The sequence below is a fragment of the Jannaschia faecimaris genome (genome assembly GCF_900107415.1).
Taxonomy (GTDB): domain Bacteria; phylum Pseudomonadota; class Alphaproteobacteria; order Rhodobacterales; family Rhodobacteraceae; genus Jannaschia; species Jannaschia faecimaris.
In genome coordinates this window covers 193520-212855 of the sequence record NZ_FNPX01000005.1, presented here as the reverse complement: position 1 = coordinate 212855, position 19336 = coordinate 193520, and the positions used below count along the sequence as shown (strand labels likewise).

Sequence of the window (19336 nt, the reverse complement as noted above, 5' to 3'; positions counted from 1 at the left end):
CCTTCCGACACCTTACCAAAACGTGAATCTGTCCAAGCGGGAGTGGGAACATGCAAAACGTAGTCATCGCCGGGGCGAAGCGGACACCGATGGGAGGGTTCCAGGGCGCTTTGTCGTCGGCCACCGCGTCGGAGCTTGGCGGGGCGGCCATTGCGGCGGCGCTCTTGGAGGCCGGGATTGCACCGGAGCGGGTCGAGGAAGTACTGATGGGCTGCGTCTTGCCGGCAGGACAGGGACAGGCCCCTGCGCGTCAGGCGGGGTTCGCAGCCGGCCTGCCGAAGGAGGTGCCAGCCACGACGCTTAACAAGATGTGCGGCTCGGGAATGAAAGCGGCGATGATGGCGCATGACCAGATCGTGCTGGGTCAGACCGGCGTAATGGTTGCGGGGGGCATGGAGTCGATGACGAACGCGCCCTACCTGATGCCCGCGATGCGCGGCGGAGCGCGTCTGGGGCACAGTCAGGCCTTGGATCATATGTTCCTCGATGGTCTGGAGGATGCCTATGACAAGGGGCGTCTGATGGGCACCTTCGCCGAGGATTGTGCCGAAGCCTACCAGTTTACCCGAGAGGCTCAGGATGAATACGCGCTGCGGTCGCTGAGCCGCGCGCAGGAGGCAATTTCGTCGGGCGGGTTTGACCGAGAGGTAGCTGCCTATCAGGTCGTTACGCGCAAGGGGGAGTCAACCGTCGCCCACGACGAACAGCCGGGCACGGCGCGGCCTGACAAGATCCCGACGCTTAGGCCTGCCTTCCGCAAGGATGGTACGGTGACAGCGGCCAATTCCTCGTCGATATCGGATGGGGCGGCTGCACTTGTGCTGGCGTCGCAGGCGGTTGCCGACGCCGAGGGGATGCCGGTCCGCGCGCGCATCGCGGGTCATGCGTCCCACGCGCAGGAGCCGGGCCTGTTCACGACCGCTCCCGTACCGGCGGCGCGCAAACTGTTGGAACGACTGGGCTGGTCCATCGCGGACGTGGACCTTTGGGAGGTGAACGAAGCCTTCGCTGTCGTGCCCATGGCCTTCATGCACGAGATGGGCTTAAGCCCTGATATTGTTAATGTAAACGGCGGTGCCTGCGCGCTGGGGCATCCCATCGGGGCGTCGGGCGCGCGGATCATGGTGACATTGCTGCACGCGATGGAAGCGCGCGACGTGAAGCGCGGGATCGCCGCCATCTGCATTGGTGGGGGCGAGGGCACGGCCATCGCGATCGAGCGTGACCGAGGGCGTGTGAATGATGGGTGATGAACGGGTGATCCACGTCGGATATGGATCGGACGCGAAATCGGCGAGGAAAACAGGATGATCGACTATCCCGGCCTGCACAAGACAATCGCCAGCCTGACCGAGGGCGAGGACGACGTGATCGCCCTTATGGCTACGGTCACCTGCGAGGTGCATCACGCCGACGACCGCTTTGACTGGACCGGGTTCTATCGCGTGACTGGACCCGAGATGCTTAAGATCGGGCCCTATCAGGGTGGGCACGGGTGCCTGGTGATCCCCTTCCCGCGAGGTGTCTGCGGGGCTTGTGCCACGACCGGTGAGGTGCAGTTGGTGCCGGACGTCGATGCCTTTCCGGGGCATATCGCCTGCGCGTCGTCGACACGTTCGGAATTGGTGCTGCCGGTCTTCGGTCGGGACGGCGCGCTGATCGCCGTCTTCGATATCGACAGCAATCAACCCGGTGCTTTCACGTCAGAGGACGCGGAGGAGCTTTCGGCGATGCTCACCTCCGTATTCTCGCATTGAGCTATCTGCGGGAGTTGATAGCGACGCATGCCCGACCCGGCCGCGTGGGCTGGATCGGGGTACGGGGCGTGCGGCGGGCGCAGATGCAGCCACTGGAGCGTGTCGGCGTATCAGAGGCCGGTCTGGCGGGCGACCATGCGCCCCCCGGCAAGCGCGCTGTCACGCTGATCCAAGCGGAGCATCTGCCGGTAATTGCCGCGCTGTGTGAGGGGGAGGTGACGGCGGGGGCGCTGCGCCGAAACATCCACGTCTCGGGTATCAACCTGGCCGCGCTGCGTGGGCAGGACGTGGCGGTCGGTACTGCGACGCTTCGGATCACCGGGCCCTGTGCCCCGTGCAGCCGTATGGAGGAGACTTTGGGTCGAGGCGGGTATTCCGCCGTGCGCCACCATGGCGGTTGGTGCGCCAGCGTATTGAGCGAAGGAGAGATCGCCTTGGGGGATACCGTGACTTTGACCGGCGGCGCGGCATGATTCGCCTCGCGACCGCCGCCGACCGCGAGGCCATCTGCGCGCTGCATCTTGCGTCTTGGCAGGACAGTTATGGAGGCGAATTGCCCCCGGCGTACCTGCGCGACGTGTTGCCCGATGCTATGGCGAAGAAATGGGCGACGCGGAGCTTTGCCGCACCCGAAATGACCTTCGTCGCGGAGGAAGAGGGCCGCCTTGTCGGCTTCGTCTGCGCATTGACAGACCGTGACCCCCCGCTGATCGACAACCTGCACGTTCGACCGGATCAGCGGGGGCAGGGGACGGGGGGCGCTCTCATGTCCGCGGTGAAGGATGCCTTGGCGGCGGACGGCTTTGATCATGCCTATTTGACCGTGCTGGAGTCGAACTCGCGCGCGCTGGCGTTCTACTTGGCGCGGGGCGGACGGGACGAGGGGACGGTGGACGATTTCCTGGTGGATCAACCGGTGAAAGCACGTCGGATCGGCTTCGATCTTCAAACCCGCGCCGGGATGGGATAGTCGGGCGCAAACACCGATAGGCCCTGACCATGAAATTCACCCTCTCCTGGCTGAAACGCCACCTGGATACCTCGGCCACCGTGGCTGAAATCGCCGAGACGCTGACCGACCTGGGTCTGGAAGTCGAAGGTATCGAAGACCGCGCGGCGCGGTTGCACGAGTTCACGCTGGGCTTCGTGAAATCGGCCGAGAAGCACCCCGACGCCGACCGTCTGCGCGTCTGTCAGGTTGAGACGGACGAAGGTTTGCAGCAGATCATCTGCGGCGCGCCGAACGCGCGCGCGGGCATCACCGTCGTCGTGGCCAAGCCGGGCGTTTATGTCCCCGGCATCGACACGACAATCGGCGTGGGCAAGATCCGCGGGATCGAGAGTTTTGGGATGATGGCCTCGGAGCGGGAACTGGAACTCAGCGAGGAGCATGACGGGATCATCGAACTGCCCTCGGGCGAGGTGGGTCAGCGATTCACCGATTGGCTGGCCGAGCATGACCCGGCTAAGGTCGATCCGGTGATCGAGATCGCCATCACGCCGAACCGTCCCGATGCTCTTGGCGTTCGGGGGATCGCGCGCGATCTGGCGGCGCGGGGGCTGGGTTTTCTGAAGGACCTGCCGGACCCGAAGGTCGAGGGGGCATTCGACAGCCCCGTTTCCGTGACCATCGACGCCGACACTCTGGATGGCTGCCCCGTCTTCGCGATGCGGATGATCCGGGGCGTGAAGAACGGACCGTCGCCCGCGTGGTTGCAGGATCAGCTGCGCGCGATCGGCTTGCGACCCATCAGTTTCCTTGTGGATGTGACCAACTGGTTCACCTACGACCTGAACCGTCCGCTGCATGTGTTCGACGCCGATCTGGTGAAGGGCGACCTGCGGATTCACCGCGCCAAGGGCGGCGAGGAGATCGCGGCGCTGAACGACAAGACCTATGTCTTGCCCGAGGGCGCGATGGTGGTTTCGGATGACACGGGCGTCGAGAGCATTGGCGGCATCATGGGCGGCGTGCAGACCGGTGTGACGGAAGACACCGTCAATGTGCTGATCGAGAGCGCGTTCTGGGATCATGTGCAGATCGCGCTGGCCGGTCGGGCGATGAAGATCAACTCCGACGCGCGGTACCGTTTCGAGCGGGGCGCGGACCCGGCGTTCACGCCCCATGGGCCGGATTATGCCTGCCGGATGATCTTGGATCACGCAGGCGGGGAAGTGTCGAATATGGTGATCGCGGGGGCCGTGCCAGATGTGTCCCGTGCCTACAAGTTGGACACGGCGCGGGTCGAGAGCCTGGTCGGCATGTCGATCCCGGCGGAGGTGCAGCGGGCGACGCTGACGGCGTTGGGCTTCACGCTGGAAGGCGAGATGGCGCATGTCCCGTCGTGGCGGCCCGACGTTCAGGGCGAAGCGGACCTGGTGGAGGAGGTGGCGCGGATCGCATCGCTGACCAAGCTGGAAGGCCGGCCGATGGTGCGTGCACCCGGCATCCTGCGCCCCGTTCTGACGCGAGCGCAGCAGCGCGAACGGATGGCCCGGCGAACGGCGGCATCCCTCGGGTACAACGAATGCGTCACCTATACCTTCATCGATCAGACCTCGGCGGCGCTGTTCGGGGGCGGCACCGATGCCACCCGTTTGGAAAACCCGATCAGCACCGACATGAGCCACATGCGCCCGGCGTTGCTGCCTGGCCTGTTGCAGGCGGCGGCGCGCAATCAGGCCCGGGGACAGGCCGACATGGCCCTGTTCGAACTGGGCGCTGCGTTCCAAGGCGGAGAGCCGGGTGAGCAGCACCAGCAGATATCGGGACTGCTGATCGGGTACACCGGCCCCAAAGGTGTGCACGGCGATCGGCGCGCGGTCGATGTGTTCGACGCCAAGGCCGATGCGGAGGCCGTGCTGGCCGCCCTGGGGGCCCCCGCCAAGGCGCAGATCCTGCGCGGGGTTGCCGATTGGTGGCATCCGGGCCGGTCGGGGAAAATGTGCCTCGGACCGAAAAAGGTGCTGGCCGTCTTCGGGGAAATCCATCCCAAGGTTCTCAAGGCGATGGACGTGAAGGGGCCTGCGGTCGGCTTCACGATTTGGCCTGCTGAAATTCCGGTGCCCAAGGCGCAGGGGACGTCGCGCGGCGCGCTGATCCTGGCGGACCTTCAAGCGGTGGAGCGGGACTTCGCCTTCGTGGTCGATGCTGATACGGAGGTGCAGAATCTGGTTAACGCGGCGCAGGGGGCGGACAAGGCCCTGATCACCGAGGTGCGCGTCTTTGACGAATTCATCGGGGGCAGCCTGGGCGAGGGGCGTAAATCACTGGCCCTGACCGTGCGGATGCAACCGACGGACAAGACCCTGACTGACAAGGATATCGAAGCCGTGTCGGCCAAGATCGTCGAAAAAGTGACCAAGGCGACGGGTGGCGAATTGCGCGGCTGACTGGGCGTCCAAGCCGGGCGAGCGGTGGCAGAATTTCGTGCTTCCGCTCCCCCAGGTTGGCCCGCGCCTGCCGATGCCGCGGAAAACCGGCGTGCGGGTGCCGGATTACATGCTGACTGGACCGTTCTTGACCATCCGCGAGCCTGCCAAGGATCATCACGGCCCGGAAGTGCGTCCGCGCCCTTGGTCACCCGGGGTCAGATCCGAAGATGCCGGGTTGCCCGCTCAGTCGTAGACACGCTGGTCGTCGATCACCTTGCCATCGTTGGGCAGCGCATCGACGCGTTCGACCGCGCCCTTGAGCTTGAGTACTTGCGCGACCGATGCGGCCCATTCGGCTTCGTTCCCGCCGTCAGCCTCGATCTGCACCGCCATGGCATCCATCTCACCCTGCCGCGTCACGGTCACGCGGGCGGCGCGGATTTCGGGGTGGCGGGCGACAAGGTCGGCCACCTGTTCGGGGCGCACGAACATGCCCTTGATCTTGGCGGTCTGGTCAGCGCGGCCCATCCAGCCCTTGATGCGCATGTTGGTCCGCCCGCAGGGCGATGTGCCCTGCATCATCGCCGACAGGTCGCCCGTGGCGAAGCGGATCAGCGGATAGTCGGGGTTGAGCGTGGTGACCACGACCTCTCCGACCTCGCCGGGGGGAACCGGGTCACCCGTGCCGGGGCGAACGATTTCCAGGATTACGCCCTCGTCAACGATCATGCCCTCCATCGCCGCGCTTTCGTAGGCGATGTTGCCCAGGTCGGCGGTGGCGTAGCATTGCAGGCAGGCGATGCCGCGATCGGCGTATTCCTGGCGCAGGCTGGGGAAAAGCGCACCGCCCCCCACGGCCGCGCGGGTGAAGGCGAGCTGTTCGCCCATCTGCTCGGCGCGGTCCAGGATCACCTTGAGGTAATCGGGCGTGCCCGCATAGGCAGTGCAGCCTATGTCCTTGGCGGCGCGCACCTGAAGGTCGGTCTGGCCGGTGCCTGCGGGCAGGACGCGGGCCCCGACGGCGCGGGCCCCACTCTCGAAGATCATGCCGGCGGGGGTGAGGTGATAGCCGAAGCAGTTCTGCACCGTGTCGTCCGCGCCGATGCCGCAGGCATGCAGGAATCGCCCCATGCGCCACCAATCGTGGGTGACGCCACCGGGTTCATAGATTGGTCCGGGCGACTGGAACACATGCGCCACGTTGGCGACGTGCATGCCGCCGAAAGGTGGCGTTTTCGCCTGCCATTCCGACAACTGCGATTTGCGCAGGATCGGCAGGGTCGCGAGGTCGGCCAGATCGGAAAGGTCCGTGGCGGGCAGGCAGTCTCCATCGGTCGCCGCGACGCGGGCCAATTGCGCGCGCAGGGTCGTCAATTGGGCGCTGGCGCGTTCGTCGGCGGACCGGGTTTCAAGGGCATCGTAGTGGCTCATCACGGGGTTCCTTGTCGGCGTCAGGCGGCGCGCAGGGGATAGGTGGACAGCGGTTCATACAGCGGGCCGTCTGGTGTCAGGACAGATGACCAGAGCGTGGCCCCCGTCGCCTGCACCGGGGGCAGGTCGGGGCGGCCCAAACGGGCCAGAAGACCCGGCAGCCGGTCAGTATCGCAGGGCGCGCTGCGCGAATAGCGGGTGAGGGTCATATGCGGGCGGAACCGGTCGCGGGCCAAGGTGATGCCCGCCGTCCGCGCCGCCGACCGTACCCGGTCGCGCAGGGATGTCAGCCCGTCGTCAGCAGCCACGTCCAGCACCACGGCACGCGGCTGCCCTGCCCCGAGCGCCTCGTAGGATACCGCCCGGAGGGTTGCGGCAGGCAGCGGTCGCGCGTCGAGCGTTTCGTCCAAGGTCGCCAGTCGATCTTCGGGTTGGTCGTCCAGAAACGCCAACGTCAGATGTAGATCATCGGCCTCCACGCGCCGCCCTGCGGGCAAGCGGCCCTGCGCGCGCACCAGCGGCCCGATCCAGCCCTCGGGGCAGGGAAGGCCGACAAATGCCCTCATGACAGCCAGCGTTTCCGGCGGCGATAGGACCGCACATCGCGGAAGGATTTGCGGCCTTCGTCGGACATGCCGAGGTAGAATTCCTTCACGTCCGGATTTTCGCGCAGTTCCTTGGCCGGGCCGTCCATCACGATGCGGCCCGACTCCAGGATATATCCGTAGTGTGCAAAGCGCAGCGCGACATTGGTGTTCTGTTCGGCCAAAAGGAACGTCACGCCCTGTTCTTCGTTCAGGCGTTTGACGATACCGAAGATCTGTTCGACCAGTTGCGGGGCCAGGCCCATCGAAGGTTCATCCAGCAGGATCATCTCGGGGCGGGCCATCATGGCGCGACCGATTGCGCACATCTGCTGCTCACCGCCCGAAGTGTAACCGGCTTGCGATTTGCGCCGTTCGCGCAGGCGGGGGAAATACTCGTATACCATTTCCAGGTCGTCAGCGGTGGCCTTGGCACCATCCCGGCGGGTATAGGCACCGGTCAGCAGGTTTTCCTCGATCGTGAGGTGCTCGAAGCAGTGGCGGCCTTCCATCACCTGGATGACGCCGCGCCCGACCAGGTCGGCGGGCGACAGATCCTGGATGCGGTCGCCACGATATATGATGGAGCCCTTGGTCACGTCGCCGCGTTCGGAACGCAGCAGGTTGGAAATGGCCTTGAGCGTCGTCGTCTTGCCCGCGCCGTTGCCCCCTAGAAGGGCGGTGATGCCGCCCTTGGGCACGGACAGGCTGACGCCTTTCAGGACGAGGATCACGTGATTGTAGATCACCTCGATGTTGTTGACCACCAGCAGGTTTTCCTGCGTGTTGGCCTCGCTCGTGTTATCCGGTTTGGCGTCCAGCATGGCACGTCTCCCTCGCGTTGGCATTGCGGTCCGATCGGGCCGCAGGGCAAAGGCGATGGTATCCCGGCCCGCGCGGTGCGCGGACCGGGAAAGGTTGGATCACTCGGCGCAGGCCGGGGTGATGTTGTTTTCGGCGGCGTAGGCCAGGCTGTCTTCCTGGACCAGTGGCTCGATGATCGACGCGTCAGGTGCAATGAAGCCGGTCAGCGGCTCGAACACGCCGGCGGATGCGTTCCAGCGCTGAACCAGGCCTTCGCCCGAGCCACCGTGGTTCTGACACGACACCGAGAAGACTGGCCCGATGTTCGGGTAACCCAGCTCTTCCATGCGGGCTTCGGTCATCTCCAGGGCTTCCATCCCGTCGCGCATCATCGCGGGGGTGATGGCGGTGACACCGTGGATTTCCTGCGCCTTGGCGATCGCCTCGGCGGCCAGCATCGCGGCATACATGCCACGGGTGTAGAGCACTTTGCCGACGTTCGACCCGTCACCCGCGCCCATGCCCGCATCGATCACGGCCGACTGGATCTCGGTAAAGACAGGCGCGTCCGGGTTGATGGTGTTCATGTTCAGCGACAGGTAGCCGTCGGCTGCGTCGCCGGCGGGAGTCACGTCATGCTCGGCACCGGCCCACCAGTTGCCGATGAACTGATCCATCGGGTAGCGGACGTTGGCGGCCTCCTGAACGGCTACCTGGTTCATCACGCCCCAGCCCCACATCACCACATAGTCCGGACGCTCGCGCCGGATTTGAAGCCACTGGGACTTCTGCTCCTGACCGGGGTGATCGACGGCGATCTCGGTCAGGGAAAAGCCGTGCTTTTCACCAAGCGCCTGAAGCGTGCGGATCGGCTCCTTGCCGTAGGCGGAGTTGTGATAGATCAGCGCGATGGTCTTGCCATCGAGCGAGCCGCCGTTCTGATCCAGCAGGTAGTTCACCGCGACCGAGGCCGCGTCCCAGTAGTTGGCCGGGTAGTTGAAGACGTTGTTGAAGACTTCGCCGTTCACTGCAGACGTCCGGCCGTAGCCCATCGTGTGCAACGGAATGCCATCGGCGGCCGTCTTGGGGATCAGCTGATAGGTGATGCCAGTCGACAGGGGCTGATAGACCAGCGCGCCTTCGCCCTTGGTCGACTCGTAGCATTCGACGCCTTTTTCGGTGTTGTAACCCGTCTCGCATTCGATCAGGCGGATCGGTTCACCGCCGATGCCGCCGTCCCGTTCGTTCAGGAGTGTGAAATAGTCCTGATACCCGTCCGAAAAGGGGATGCCGCCGGCGGCATAGGGGCCGGTGCGATAGCTGAGGTCCGGAATGACCAGTTCGGCCATCGCGGGGGCGGCAGCCATGACGGCGGCAACCGTGAGGGTTCCTAGTTTCTTCATGCGTGTATCCTCCCTTGATACGTTGTGCCGGTTGTCCGGCTGTTGTCGTCGCGCCTGCCTCCTCCGGCGGGTGCGTTTCGTAGGGAGGGCATTACGCTGCCCTCCGCAGGCCTGACCCTAGTGGGGGAAAGGCCAAAGTCGCAATTTCTCCTTCGTCAGGCGCCAAAGCTGCGCCAGGCCGTGCGGCTCCACGATGAGGAAGAAAACAATCAGGCCGCCGACGATCACCAGGTTCAGGTGCGCCACGATATCCGTGGGCCAGCCCAGCAGATCCACGCCGACGAGTTTCAGGACCACCGGCAACAAGACAAGGAACGCAGCCCCTGCAAAGCTGCCGAAGATCGATCCCAAGCCCCCGATGATGACCATGAAAAGGACAAGGAACGATTTCTGGATGCCAAATGCCTCGCCCACTTCGACCGCGCCCAGGTAGACCGTAAAAAACAGCCCGCCCGAAATTCCGATGAAGAAGCTGGAGATGGCGAAGGCCGACAGCTTGGCCCGCAGGGGGTTCACGCCGATGATCTCGGCGGCGATGTCCATGTCGCGGATGGCCATCCACTTGCGCCCCACCGTGCCCCGCGTCAGGTTTCGTGCCACCCATGCCAGCGCGACGACGAAGATCAGGCAGAATAGGTACTGCGCCCAGGCCTGCGTGTTGGGGCCGGTGACGATGATGCCGAAGATCGACCGCTCCGGCGCGCTGATCTGGCCGGAGGCGGAGTAGTTGTAGAACCACGACACCTTGTTGAACATCCAGACGAGGAAGAACTGCGCCGCCAGCGTCGCCACGGCCAGGTAGAACCCCTTGATCCGAAGCGATGGCAGGCCAAAGGCCGCGCCCACGGCCGCGGTGATGAAACCGGACAGGATGGTCACGGTGAACATGTCCATCCATGGAAACGATGTCATCAGCTTGTAGGAGGCATAGGCCCCCACCGCCATGAACCCGCCGGTTCCCAGCGACACCTGTCCGCAGTAGCCCACGAGGATGTTCAGGCCCAGGGCCGCGATGGCGTAGATCAGGAACGGCACCAGAAGCGACGAAGCCCAGTAGTCGTTCACCGCGAACGGCACGATCAGAAAGGCCACGGCCAGCACGACCCAGTACCCCCAACGGTCGAACTTGATGGGGAAAGTCTGGTTGTCGGCGGTGTAGGAGGTTTTGAAGTCTCCGGCTTCACGGTAGAGCATCAGATGGCCTCCATCGAGATTTTGGTATTCGCCCCAAGACGCGGGGCATGCGACCGGAACGCGTCGAACGCGTGCGCCGCCAAGGCATCGCATCCACGTGTCCCCCGCCGCGATTTCGCCATGCGGCTGGCATTTTTGTCATCGACCTTGGCGCGCGAACCAGCGAAAGGCCGATCCATGTCCACACAGGCGACTGAACTGAAAAAACTGCTCGAACTGCGCGATGCGGGCGAGGTCAACGATGCGGAGTTCGCCAAGATGCGTGAGCGCATCCTGTCGCCCGAGCGCCAAGCGGTCCTGAACGTGACGCGTGAAAGACGGGGCAGCCTTGTGCCCGGCGTACCAAACTGGATCGTAGCAACCGGCGCGTTGATCGGGGGCACCGCGCTTCTGGCGATGACCGAGGTCGGCACCTTGGCGCTGGGCGCGATCATCGTTGTTGGACTTGCCCTCATCGTGGTGTACGCGCTGAACGACCTATAGGGCCCGCGGTGCGCTTCAAACCCGTTCAATGATCTTCTCCCCAAACAATCCCTGCGGGCGGAACACCAGGAAGATCAGCGCCAGCACATAGGCGAACCAGTTCTCCGTCGCACCGCCCAGGAACGGGGCACCGATGGCGAACTCAAACAGCTTCTCGCCAACGCCGATGATAAGGCCACCCACGATTGCACCGGGGATCGACGTGAAGCCGCCCAGCATCAGGACCGGCAGCGCCTTGAGCGCAATCAGCGACAGCGAGAACTGCACGCCGGACTTGGCCCCCCACATGATGCCCGCGACCAGCGCCACGAAACCTGCGATGGACCACACCAGCACCCAGATGAAGTTGAGCGAAATGCCCACCGACAGGGCGGCCTGATGGTCGTCGGCCACGGCGCGCAGGGCACGACCCTGCTTGGTGTACTGCGAAAACAGGATCAGCCCGATCACCAGAAGCGCCGCAATGATCGTCGCCACGATGTCCAGATTGTCGATGAAGAACCCGTAGCCCAGCGCGTTGAACGTGGTCTGATCGATCCAGTCGTTGATGCCCTGCGGCAGACCCACGTCCAGGGTCTTGATCTCGGACCCCCACATCAGGTCGGCCACACCCTCAAGGAAATATGCCAGCCCGATGGTCGCCATGAACAGGATGATCGGCTCCTGATTGACCAAGTGGCTGAAGACGAACTTGTTTACCAGCCAGGCAAACACCGCCATCACGACCACCGTCAGCAGGATCGCCGCCAGCGCCGGCACGGTCCACCCGAAGTTGTGAATGTCGGTGCCGAAGGTCGCGTTGATCAGATGGCTGAAGGGCACCTGCCCGTTCTGGATGCCCACCAAGGTCATCGCCGCAAACAGCGCCATGACCCCTTGGGCATAATTGAAGATGCCGGAAGCCTTGAAGATCAGCACGAAGCCGAGGGCCACCAGCGAATACATCACGCCGGCCATCAGGCCGTTCAGGGCGACTTCCATTCCGAAGAGGACTTGATCGGGCATGGTCTCAGGACTCCAAATCGGTTTCGCGGGCGACGAAGCGGGGGTGGCCTTCGACCTCCAGAACGGAGACGGCCACCTCCATGCGAGGTTCGCGCCAGAGGGTTGATCGCAGGGTGATCGGGGAATGGGAAACAGTTCCGGTGACGTCTTCCCAACTGTCGGACCGCAACGCCTCGGATGTCCAGGCTTTCGCCTTGTCGCCTGACGTCTGTCGGTCCGGTATGATTCTATCCCACGAGACGGCACAGGATAAAGCCGCGTCTTCCCCAGGTGCCGTCGTGGTGACGGTCATGCCGGAGGGAGCGGTCCAGATATCCAATCCCGGGACGGATCCCAGCAGGGTCATCCCGTTCAGATCTGGCGGGGCCACTTCGGCCATCCGGTCGAGGCATCGGGCTTCGAACACCGACCACGCATCCGCCAACGCCGAGATTGGCATGAGCAGAAACACCGCTGCCAATGCCGTCTTCCTCTTGCCCCAAGTATCCCGGCGGGGAGGCCGAAGGCCGATGGGGGCTGGGCCCCGGCTGCCCAACCACTCAGTCATGCGCGACCCCGAGGTAGGCGTCGATTACGTCCTGGTTGTTGCGCACCTCGTCCGGTGAGCCGTCGCCGATCTTGCGACCGTAGTCCATGACGACCACGCGGTCCGACAGGTCCATCACGACGCCCATGTCATGCTCGATCAGGGCGATGGTGGTGCCGAATTCGTCGTTCACGTCGAGGATGAAGCGGGACATGTCCTCCTTCTCCTCGACGTTCATGCCGGCCATCGGCTCGTCAAGCAGCAGGAGCGAGGGTTGTGCGGCCAATGCGCGGGCCAGCTCGACGCGTTTCTTCAGGCCGTAGGGCAGGCGGCCCACGGGCGTCTTGCGGATGGCCTGGATCTCAAGAAAGTCGATGACGCGTTCGACGGCGGCGCGGTTCTCGGTCTCTTCGCGGGCGGCCTTGCCCCACCAAAGGGCCTGGGAAAGGAGGTTGGTATTCATATGCCCCAGCCGACCGCACATGACGTTGTCCAGAACTGACATGCCTTCGAACAGGGCGATGTTCTGGAACGTGCGGGCGATGCCTTGCTGGGCGACCTCGTAGGGTTTCATCGGCGGGCGCGGTTTGCCGCGGAACCAGACCTCCCCCTCCTGCGGGACATAGAAGCCGGAGATGACGTTCAGCATCGACGACTTGCCCGCGCCGTTCGGTCCGATTATCGCACGGATCTCACCCTCGCGGATGTCGAAGGAGATGTCCTTGATCGCCTCCACCCCGCCGAAGCGCAGCGTGATGTTGCGCAGGTCCATGACGGTGCTGCCGATGGTGCGCCCGTCGGGGGTGGTGAAGGTGTCGGTGTCTAGCATGAGATTACCCGTAGAGCGGGGCTGATCCCGCCTATTTCATTCAACGGTGTGAACCACGCGACATGTTCGCTTGAACTCTCGTGCATGGCTTGAGCGGCGTTTGCGGTATCAATGGGAAGCTTCATGTTTAATGGAGTGTTCCAACTATGCCGACTGCCTATCAAACTGACCTCTTTATCGAGGGTATGTTCGTGGCCCTTCTTCGCGAAGGCGAAAATATTAACAACGCGTTTCGCATAGCGATGGAAAACCCGGCTGCGCCGGATCTCAGTGAGGCAATCCGGCAGGCACGTCTGCAAAGGCATTTGCATTAGGGCCCCAATCACTCCGCCGCCTCCAGCGTCTTGACCTTCACCGGCACGACCTCGGCGTCGCACATCTTCACTGTGGCTTTGATCTTGCCCTTGCGGCCGTCTTCATAGGTCACGTCGGTCTCGGTATAGACGGTGTCCACCTCGCCATAGAGGCCCTCGATCAGGTCGGCGTATTTCTCCTCGATCAGGCGGCGTTTCACCTTTTGGGTGCGCGTCATCTCTTCGTCGTCGGCGTCCAGCTGCTTGTGGAGGACGAGGAAGCGGTGGATCTGGCACCCGGCGAGCATGTCATCCTCGGCAACCAGCTTGTTCACCTTGTTCACGTGATCGGTGATCGTGGCGATCACGCGCGGGTGCTGCGCCAGCTCCTGATACGATGCGTAGGCAATGTTGTTGCGTTCGGCCCAGTTGCCGACAGCGGTCAGGTCTATGTTGATGAAGGCCACGCAGCGGTCGCGCCCGTTGCCGAAGACCACGGCCTCGTAGATGTCAGGGAAAAACTTGAGCTTGTTTTCGACGAACTTGGGCGCGAACAGCGCGCCGGAGGCCATCTTGCCCACGTCCTTGGCCCGGTCGATGATCCGCAGATGCCCGGTCCCCTCCTCGATGAAGCCCGCGTCGCCGGTGGCGACCCAGCCCTCCGCGTCTTTGGTGGAGGCGGTGGATTCCGGGTTGTTGTAATATTCCACGAAGCTGCCGGGGGAGCGGTAGAAGACCTCTCCGTTTTCAGCGATGCGCAACTCCACGCCCGGCGTTGGCGTTCCGACGGTGTCGGAGCGGACCTCGTGGTCCTTCTGCTGGGTGATGAAGACCGAAGCCTCGGTCTGCCCGTACAGTTGTTTGAGGTTGATCCCGATGGAGCGATAGAAATCGAACAATTCCGGCCCGATCGCCTCTCCGGCGGTGTAGCCGACGCGCACACGGCTCAGCCCCAGGGTATTCTTGAGCGGGCCGAATACCAGCAATTCGCCAAGCTTGTACTTTAACCGGTCGAACAGCCCGACCTCTTCGCCGTCTAGCAGGCGCGGGCCGACGGTTTTCGCATGTGCCATGAAGTAATCGAACATCGCCTTCTTCAGGCGGCTCGCATCCTCCATTCGGATCATCACGTTGGTCAGCTGTGTCTCGAAGACGCGGGGCGGGGCGAAGTAATAGGTCGGCCCGATTTCCCGCAGGTCGGACATGATTGTGTCCGCGCTTTCGGGGCAGTTGACGGTGAAGCCCGTGACCATCGCCTGCCCGATGGAGAAGATGAAATCCCCGACCCAGGCCATGGGCAAATAGGCCAGCACCTCGTCGGTCTGGCGCAGATGATCGAACCCGCTGGAGGCCTTGGAGGTCGAGACGATGTTGTCGTGGCTGAGTACAACGCCCTTGGGTTTTCCGGTCGTGCCAGAGGTGTAGAGCATCACGCAGGTGGTCGCGCCCGTCTGCTGCGCACGACGGCGGTCCATCTCGGCGCGGTCGGTGTTGCGGCCCGTCTCGCGCAGAGTCTCCATCGAGGACATGACGCTGTGGTCGTATTTCCGCAGCCCCCCACCATCAAGGTAGACGATGTGGCGCAGACCCTCGATCCGGTCTTTCACTTCCACGACCTTGTCGACCTGTTCCTGGTCGCCCGCGATAACGAACTTGGCCGAGCAATTTCCCAGCACATAGGCGATCTCCTCGCCCACCGCATCCTGGTAAAGCGGCACCGGAATGCCGCCCGCGCATTGCACCGCGACCATGGACATGTAAAGTTGCGGGCGGTTGCGCCCGATAACGGCGACATGCTCCCCGATCTCCAGCCCGAGGGCGATCAGGCCGCGGGCCATCTCCTCAACCTCGGTCCGGGCCTCGGCCCAAGTCCATTGCTGCCATATCCCGAATTCCTTTTCGCGATAGGCTGCGGCGTCTCCGAATTCGGTGGCGTTACGGTTCAGGAAAGCCGGAATCGTGGATAGATCGGTCATGCGTAAGTTCTCCCCCGCATCCCTCCCAGAATGCGGCCCTTGGTGATCATAGCGTTACGATTCCTTCACCCGTGTTTCCCAATTCTAACGAATTGTAACAGCTTGCTGCGCGCCCACCTCATGATACCGTCGGGCTATGACAAGCACGCGCGGCACCCCCGCCAGCCTGACGCAGGCTGGGCTGAACCTGATCGGACAGGCCCTGTCGATCTATGATGCGGACCTGCGACTTACGGTCAGCAACCGGCGATTTGCCACGATGTTCGACCTGCCGGACGCCTTGTCGCGCCCCGGCGCGTCTTTCGCCGACACGATTCGATTTCTGCTTGAGCGGGGCGAATACGGGGCGGTAGACGATATCGATGCGATGCTGACCGAACGCGTGGCGCAGGCCCGCGCGTTCGAGCCGCATTACCTTGAACGTACGCGGCCGTCCGGGCAGATCATCTCGGTCGAAGGCTCGCCGCTGCCGCAAGGGGGGTGGGTGACCGTCTATACCGACATCACCGTGGCGCGTGCGCAGGAGCGTCTGCTGCGGGCCCGCTCTGAGGTGTTGTCCGAGCAACTGCTGGAACGCCACGAGGCACTGGAGCTGGCCAACCGCCAGTTGGCCGCCACCAACGCCGCCCTGCGGCAGGCGCAGAGCGAAGCGACCGAGATGGCGGCGCGGATCCAGATGACGACCGAGATGCTGCCCGCTCACATCGCGCGACTGGACCGGGACCGGCGCTATACATTTTCGAACCGTCGTCTGGGCGCGGTCATGCCGGGTGCCAAGTCTGACATCCTCGGCATGACCATGGCAGAGGCGCTGGGCACGCGGACTTATGCCGATATCAAACCGCGCCTGACGGCGGCGCTGGAGGGCACCCCCTCGGTTTTCGAGATCACCCATGACGCCTCGGCCCGCCGTATCCGTGTGAGCTTCACCCCCGACCGGGACGAGGACGGCGTGACCGGCGTCTATGCCCTGTCGGTCGATATCACCGAGGAGGCGCAGGCCCGTGCCGCGCTGGCGCAATCCGCAGGCCGTCAGGTTGCGGCCCAGCTCACGAGCGGGATGGCGCATGACTTCGCCAATCTTCTCACGATCATCCTCGGGCAAAAGGACCGCCTGACCGGCCTCGACCTACCGCCCGGGGCGGCCAAGGCGATCGAGGCGATAGGTTTGGCGGCGACGCGGGGCGGTGCGTTGATCGACCGGATCGCCGGGCTGTCGGGCCCACGCGACCTGTCGCCCCGTGCGACCAACCTGGCGGCGTTCCTGGCCGAAGTCGTCCTGCTGGCAGAAGCGTCGCTTCCAGGCGGGATCACCCTGAACTGGTTAGTCGACGGGCTGAATGAGCCGGTATTGCTCGACCCCGAGGCGCTGCGCGATGCCGCGCTGAACTTGATCCTGAATGCCCGCGACGCCATCGGAGAGGATAAAGGCGCGATCACCGTGGCGGCCCGAAACGTACGCGACACTTGGGTCGACCTTATCGTGGCCGACAGCGGGCCGGGATTCAGCACCCAAGCGCTGCAAAAGGGGGTGGAGCCGTTCTTCACCGAAAAGGGCGAGGATGGTACGGGCTTGGGCCTGTCGATGGTCTATGACGTGGTGAAACTGGCCGGCGGGCGCACTAGGCTGGAGAATGCGCCTGGCGGTGGTGCACAGGTTACCTTGCGTCTGCCGCTGCGCACGCCGCCGCCGGGTCCGCCGCCAATGCTGATCCTGCTGGTCGAGGATGCGCCCCATATCCGCGAGGCCGTGCGCGACCGCCTGGTGACGGCGGGGCATTCGGTTCTGGAAGCTTCCTCCGTCACGGAAGCGCGGGACCTCATGGACATTGAGGGCATTGCCATGGTCCTGTCGGACATCATGCTGAAATCTTGTGAAACTGGCCTCGACCTGGTGCGGACGGCCGCTGCCCGAAACCTGCGCGTCGCGCTGATGACCTCGCTGCCGCATGACGCACCGCTCTACCGCGAGGCGGTGGCGGAATGGCCGGTTATCCGCAAGCCGTTCACGCTCGAGAAACTTGCGGCGGCCCTGGCATGATGCCCCGCGTTGCCATTCTGGACGATGATCCTCAGATCCGCGACTTGCTGGCCGACGCGTTGCTGGCCTCTGGGATGCAGGTCAGCACCTACGCCCGTGCTGCCGCGTTCGAGTCTGCCCTGCGCCAATCCACCCCCGACGTTTGCCTGGTTGATCTGGGCCTTCCGGACCGGGATGGTCTGGCCGTCGTGTCGCAACTGGCGCTGGAGGGCGGCGCGGCGATCATCATCATCTCCGGGCGCGGGCAGGTGCAGGACCGGATCACCGGACTTGAGCTGGGCGCGGACGACTACGTGGTCAAACCCTTCGAACCCGCCGAGATCGTGGCCCGTGTGCGTGCGCGCCTGCGCAAGACCCCCACGGCCCCCGCGCGCACTATCGCGCGGTTCGGGCCGTTCACGGCAGATTTCGACCGCTTCACTCTCACGGGGCCGCCGGGTCAGGTAAAGGACGGCGAAGTCGGCTTCAGCCAGGCCGAGGCCGAAATCCTGCGCCTGTTCCTTGGCCGCCCCCGCCGCCTATTGTCGCGTGCCGAGATGCAGGAGGCCTTGGGCGGCAGCGCCAGTGAAAGTTTCGACCGCGCCATCGATGTGCGGGTTTCGCGTCTGCGCGCGAAAATGGGGGAAGATCCGAAAAACCCCGCGCTGATCAAGACGATCTATGGCGCAGGATATATCTTTCTGGGCGAAGTCGCCTGGTCATAGGGTTCGCCGAAACCGCTGGCGGGCAGTTCCGCCCTGGCCGCGCAACCTGACGGGGCGAGTCGGTTCAGTGGCGGTTGATGATCTTGGTGTGCAGCGCCTTAATCTTTTCGCTGGCTGTCGTCTCGAACAGCGGCGGGATCAGCGCATGGATCAGGGCTGCACCTCCGGCGGCGAAGAGCGCACCGGCAAAGCCGAGAGCAAAGCGCATGTGCCCAAAATAGCTTTCGTCCACCGAAGCGGGATGGTCCTGAAATCCGCGAATGAACTGAGCGATTTGGGTCATGGTAGCCTCCGGTTTCTGAACTGTGGCCAGTTTGTCAGGTATATGGAGTCAAAATATCCCAAAGACGCTGGATGGCTTTCAATTTGTGGGATATCTTCCTGATCATGACGACTATTATAGACGAAACTGACCGCCGAATCCTACGGCAGCTGCAAATCGACACAACAGCCAGTCTCGACACATTGGCCGAGCGTGTCAGTCTTTCGCGCAACGCCTGTTGGCGGCGGATCAAGCGGCTGGAGGAGGCGGGCGTGATCCGTGAACGCGTTGCCCACTTGGATGCCGCACTGCTGGGCCTCGGGCTGTCTGTCCTGGTGATGATCCGCGTCGGCACGCACGATCAGACCTGGTTGAACAAGTTTCAGGCCGCCGTCGCCTCGATGCCGGAAATCCAGGGCGCGCACCGGATGACGGGTGACCTCGACTATGTGCTGCGGGTTCGGGTGGCTGACGTGGCCGACTATGACCGGTTCTACAAGGCCCTGATCGCACGGGTGCAGATGGCTGACATCTCGGCCAGCTTCGTCATGGAAAACATCAAGGACACGACCGCACTGCCCATCTGAATGTTTTGACGCGCCGCCGGTTTCGAAGGGGTTCCGGTCGGCCTACGTTCAGGCGGCGAATGCGGGTGCCGAACATAGGAAC

Annotated in this window: 20 protein-coding genes; 9 read left to right on the top strand and 11 right to left on the bottom strand. The window is 63.8% G+C overall.

Annotated elements, in window-relative coordinates; translation table 11 throughout:
* The first annotated feature begins 50 nt into the window (after nucleotides 1–50).
* Genes BLV27_RS08255 through pheT form a run of 5 tightly spaced genes read left to right on the top strand, consistent with a single transcriptional unit; the run spans nucleotide 51 to nucleotide 5150 of the window.
* Nucleotides 51–1250 carry a thiolase family protein gene (locus tag BLV27_RS08255; protein WP_092644780.1) on the top strand — a complete coding sequence of 400 codons (1200 nt, stop codon included), beginning with the start codon at nucleotides 51–53 and terminating at the stop codon, nucleotides 1248–1250.
* A 57-nt stretch (nucleotides 1251–1307) separates the two neighbouring features.
* A complete protein-coding gene (locus BLV27_RS08250) occupies nucleotides 1308–1757 on the top strand; it encodes a GAF domain-containing protein (RefSeq protein WP_092644778.1) in 450 nt (149 codons plus the stop codon).
* Nucleotides 1754–2230 (top strand): MOSC domain-containing protein, encoded by a 477-nt coding sequence (locus BLV27_RS08245; protein WP_244504585.1) that lies wholly within the window; start codon nucleotides 1754–1756, stop codon nucleotides 2228–2230. The genes BLV27_RS08250 and BLV27_RS08245 overlap by 4 nt, the downstream gene beginning before the upstream one ends.
* Nucleotides 2227–2727: a GNAT family N-acetyltransferase gene (locus BLV27_RS08240; protein ID WP_092644776.1), complete on the top strand. Its 501-nt coding sequence runs from the start codon at nucleotides 2227–2229 to the stop codon at nucleotides 2725–2727. Before BLV27_RS08245 ends, BLV27_RS08240 begins: the two co-directional genes overlap by 4 nt.
* A gap of 29 nt (nucleotides 2728–2756) precedes the next feature.
* Nucleotides 2757–5150, top strand: coding sequence for a phenylalanine--tRNA ligase subunit beta (pheT, locus tag BLV27_RS08235; RefSeq protein ID WP_092644774.1), 2394 nt, complete (start codon nucleotides 2757–2759; stop codon nucleotides 5148–5150).
* Between the two features lie 225 nt (nucleotides 5151–5375).
* Here pheT and BLV27_RS08225 read toward each other — a convergent pair whose 3' ends face one another.
* The 6 genes from BLV27_RS08225 to BLV27_RS08200 all read right to left on the bottom strand — a co-directional run bounded on the left by BLV27_RS08225 (nucleotide 5376) and on the right by BLV27_RS08200 (nucleotide 10727).
* Nucleotides 5376–6563, bottom strand: coding sequence for a phenylacetate--CoA ligase family protein (locus tag BLV27_RS08225; protein WP_092644769.1), 1188 nt, complete (start codon nucleotides 6561–6563; stop codon nucleotides 5376–5378).
* Nucleotides 6564–6583: 20 nt separating this feature from the next.
* Nucleotides 6584–7129 carry an RNA 2',3'-cyclic phosphodiesterase gene (gene thpR / locus BLV27_RS08220; protein WP_092644767.1) on the bottom strand — a complete coding sequence of 182 codons (546 nt, stop codon included), beginning with the start codon at nucleotides 7127–7129 and terminating at the stop codon, nucleotides 6584–6586.
* The gene (locus BLV27_RS08215; RefSeq protein WP_092644764.1) at nucleotides 7126–7971 is read right to left on the bottom strand and encodes an ABC transporter ATP-binding protein; all 846 of its coding nucleotides are present in this window, start codon (nucleotides 7969–7971) and stop codon (nucleotides 7126–7128) included. Before BLV27_RS08215 ends, thpR begins: the two co-directional genes overlap by 4 nt.
* A gap of 99 nt (nucleotides 7972–8070) precedes the next feature.
* The gene (locus BLV27_RS08210; RefSeq protein ID WP_092644762.1) at nucleotides 8071–9354 is read right to left on the bottom strand and encodes an ABC transporter substrate-binding protein; all 1284 of its coding nucleotides are present in this window, start codon (nucleotides 9352–9354) and stop codon (nucleotides 8071–8073) included.
* 117 nt (nucleotides 9355–9471) lie between these two features.
* Nucleotides 9472–10548, bottom strand: coding sequence for a branched-chain amino acid ABC transporter permease (locus tag BLV27_RS08205; RefSeq protein ID WP_092644760.1), 1077 nt, complete (start codon nucleotides 10546–10548; stop codon nucleotides 9472–9474).
* A complete protein-coding gene (locus BLV27_RS08200) occupies nucleotides 10548–10727 on the bottom strand; it encodes a hypothetical protein (RefSeq protein ID WP_092644758.1) in 180 nt (59 codons plus the stop codon). The genes BLV27_RS08205 and BLV27_RS08200 overlap by 1 nt, the downstream gene beginning before the upstream one ends.
* Between BLV27_RS08200 and BLV27_RS08195 the strand changes: the two genes are divergently transcribed.
* On the top strand, nucleotides 10726–11031 hold the full coding sequence (locus tag BLV27_RS08195; protein ID WP_092644756.1) for an SHOCT domain-containing protein: 306 nt from the start codon (nucleotides 10726–10728) through the stop codon (nucleotides 11029–11031). The two genes, BLV27_RS08200 and BLV27_RS08195, sit on opposite strands and share 2 nt — an antisense overlap.
* 15 nt (nucleotides 11032–11046) lie before the next feature.
* Here BLV27_RS08195 and BLV27_RS08190 read toward each other — a convergent pair whose 3' ends face one another.
* The 4 genes from BLV27_RS08190 to BLV27_RS08175 form a co-directional block, all read right to left on the bottom strand.
* Nucleotides 11047–12036 (bottom strand): branched-chain amino acid ABC transporter permease, encoded by a 990-nt coding sequence (locus BLV27_RS08190; RefSeq protein WP_092644754.1) that lies wholly within the window; start codon nucleotides 12034–12036, stop codon nucleotides 11047–11049.
* A gap of 4 nt (nucleotides 12037–12040) precedes the next feature.
* Nucleotides 12041–12496, bottom strand: coding sequence for a hypothetical protein (locus BLV27_RS08185; RefSeq protein WP_092644751.1), 456 nt, complete (start codon nucleotides 12494–12496; stop codon nucleotides 12041–12043).
* Between the two features lie 79 nt (nucleotides 12497–12575).
* A complete protein-coding gene (locus tag BLV27_RS08180) occupies nucleotides 12576–13391 on the bottom strand; it encodes an ABC transporter ATP-binding protein (protein ID WP_092644749.1) in 816 nt (271 codons plus the stop codon).
* 322 nt (nucleotides 13392–13713) lie between these two features.
* A complete protein-coding gene (locus BLV27_RS08175; protein WP_092644746.1) occupies nucleotides 13714–15660 on the bottom strand; it encodes an AMP-binding protein in 1947 nt (648 codons plus the stop codon).
* Nucleotides 15661–15796: 136 nt separating this feature from the next.
* Here BLV27_RS08175 and BLV27_RS08170 point away from each other — a divergent pair, with 136 nt between their 5' ends.
* Together BLV27_RS08170 and BLV27_RS08165 are read left to right on the top strand one after the other, a co-directional pair.
* Entirely contained in the window at nucleotides 15797–17701 is a 1905-nt protein-coding gene (locus BLV27_RS08170) for a hybrid sensor histidine kinase/response regulator (protein WP_092644744.1), read from the top strand.
* Nucleotides 17701–18405, top strand: a complete 705-nt coding sequence (locus BLV27_RS08165; protein ID WP_244504584.1) for a response regulator transcription factor — start codon at nucleotides 17701–17703, stop codon at nucleotides 18403–18405. The genes BLV27_RS08170 and BLV27_RS08165 overlap by 1 nt, the downstream gene beginning before the upstream one ends.
* Before the next feature lie 64 nt (nucleotides 18406–18469).
* Here BLV27_RS08165 and BLV27_RS08160 read toward each other — a convergent pair whose 3' ends face one another.
* Complete coding sequence (locus BLV27_RS08160) at nucleotides 18470–18688, bottom strand: DUF6356 family protein (protein ID WP_092644740.1); 219 nt, start codon at nucleotides 18686–18688, stop codon at nucleotides 18470–18472.
* A gap of 104 nt (nucleotides 18689–18792) precedes the next feature.
* On the opposite strand from BLV27_RS08160, the gene BLV27_RS08155 reads away from it, so the two are divergent.
* Nucleotides 18793–19254 carry an Lrp/AsnC family transcriptional regulator gene (locus tag BLV27_RS08155; RefSeq protein ID WP_092644899.1) on the top strand — a complete coding sequence of 154 codons (462 nt, stop codon included), beginning with the start codon at nucleotides 18793–18795 and terminating at the stop codon, nucleotides 19252–19254.
* The last annotated feature ends 82 nt before the right edge of the window (nucleotides 19255–19336 follow it).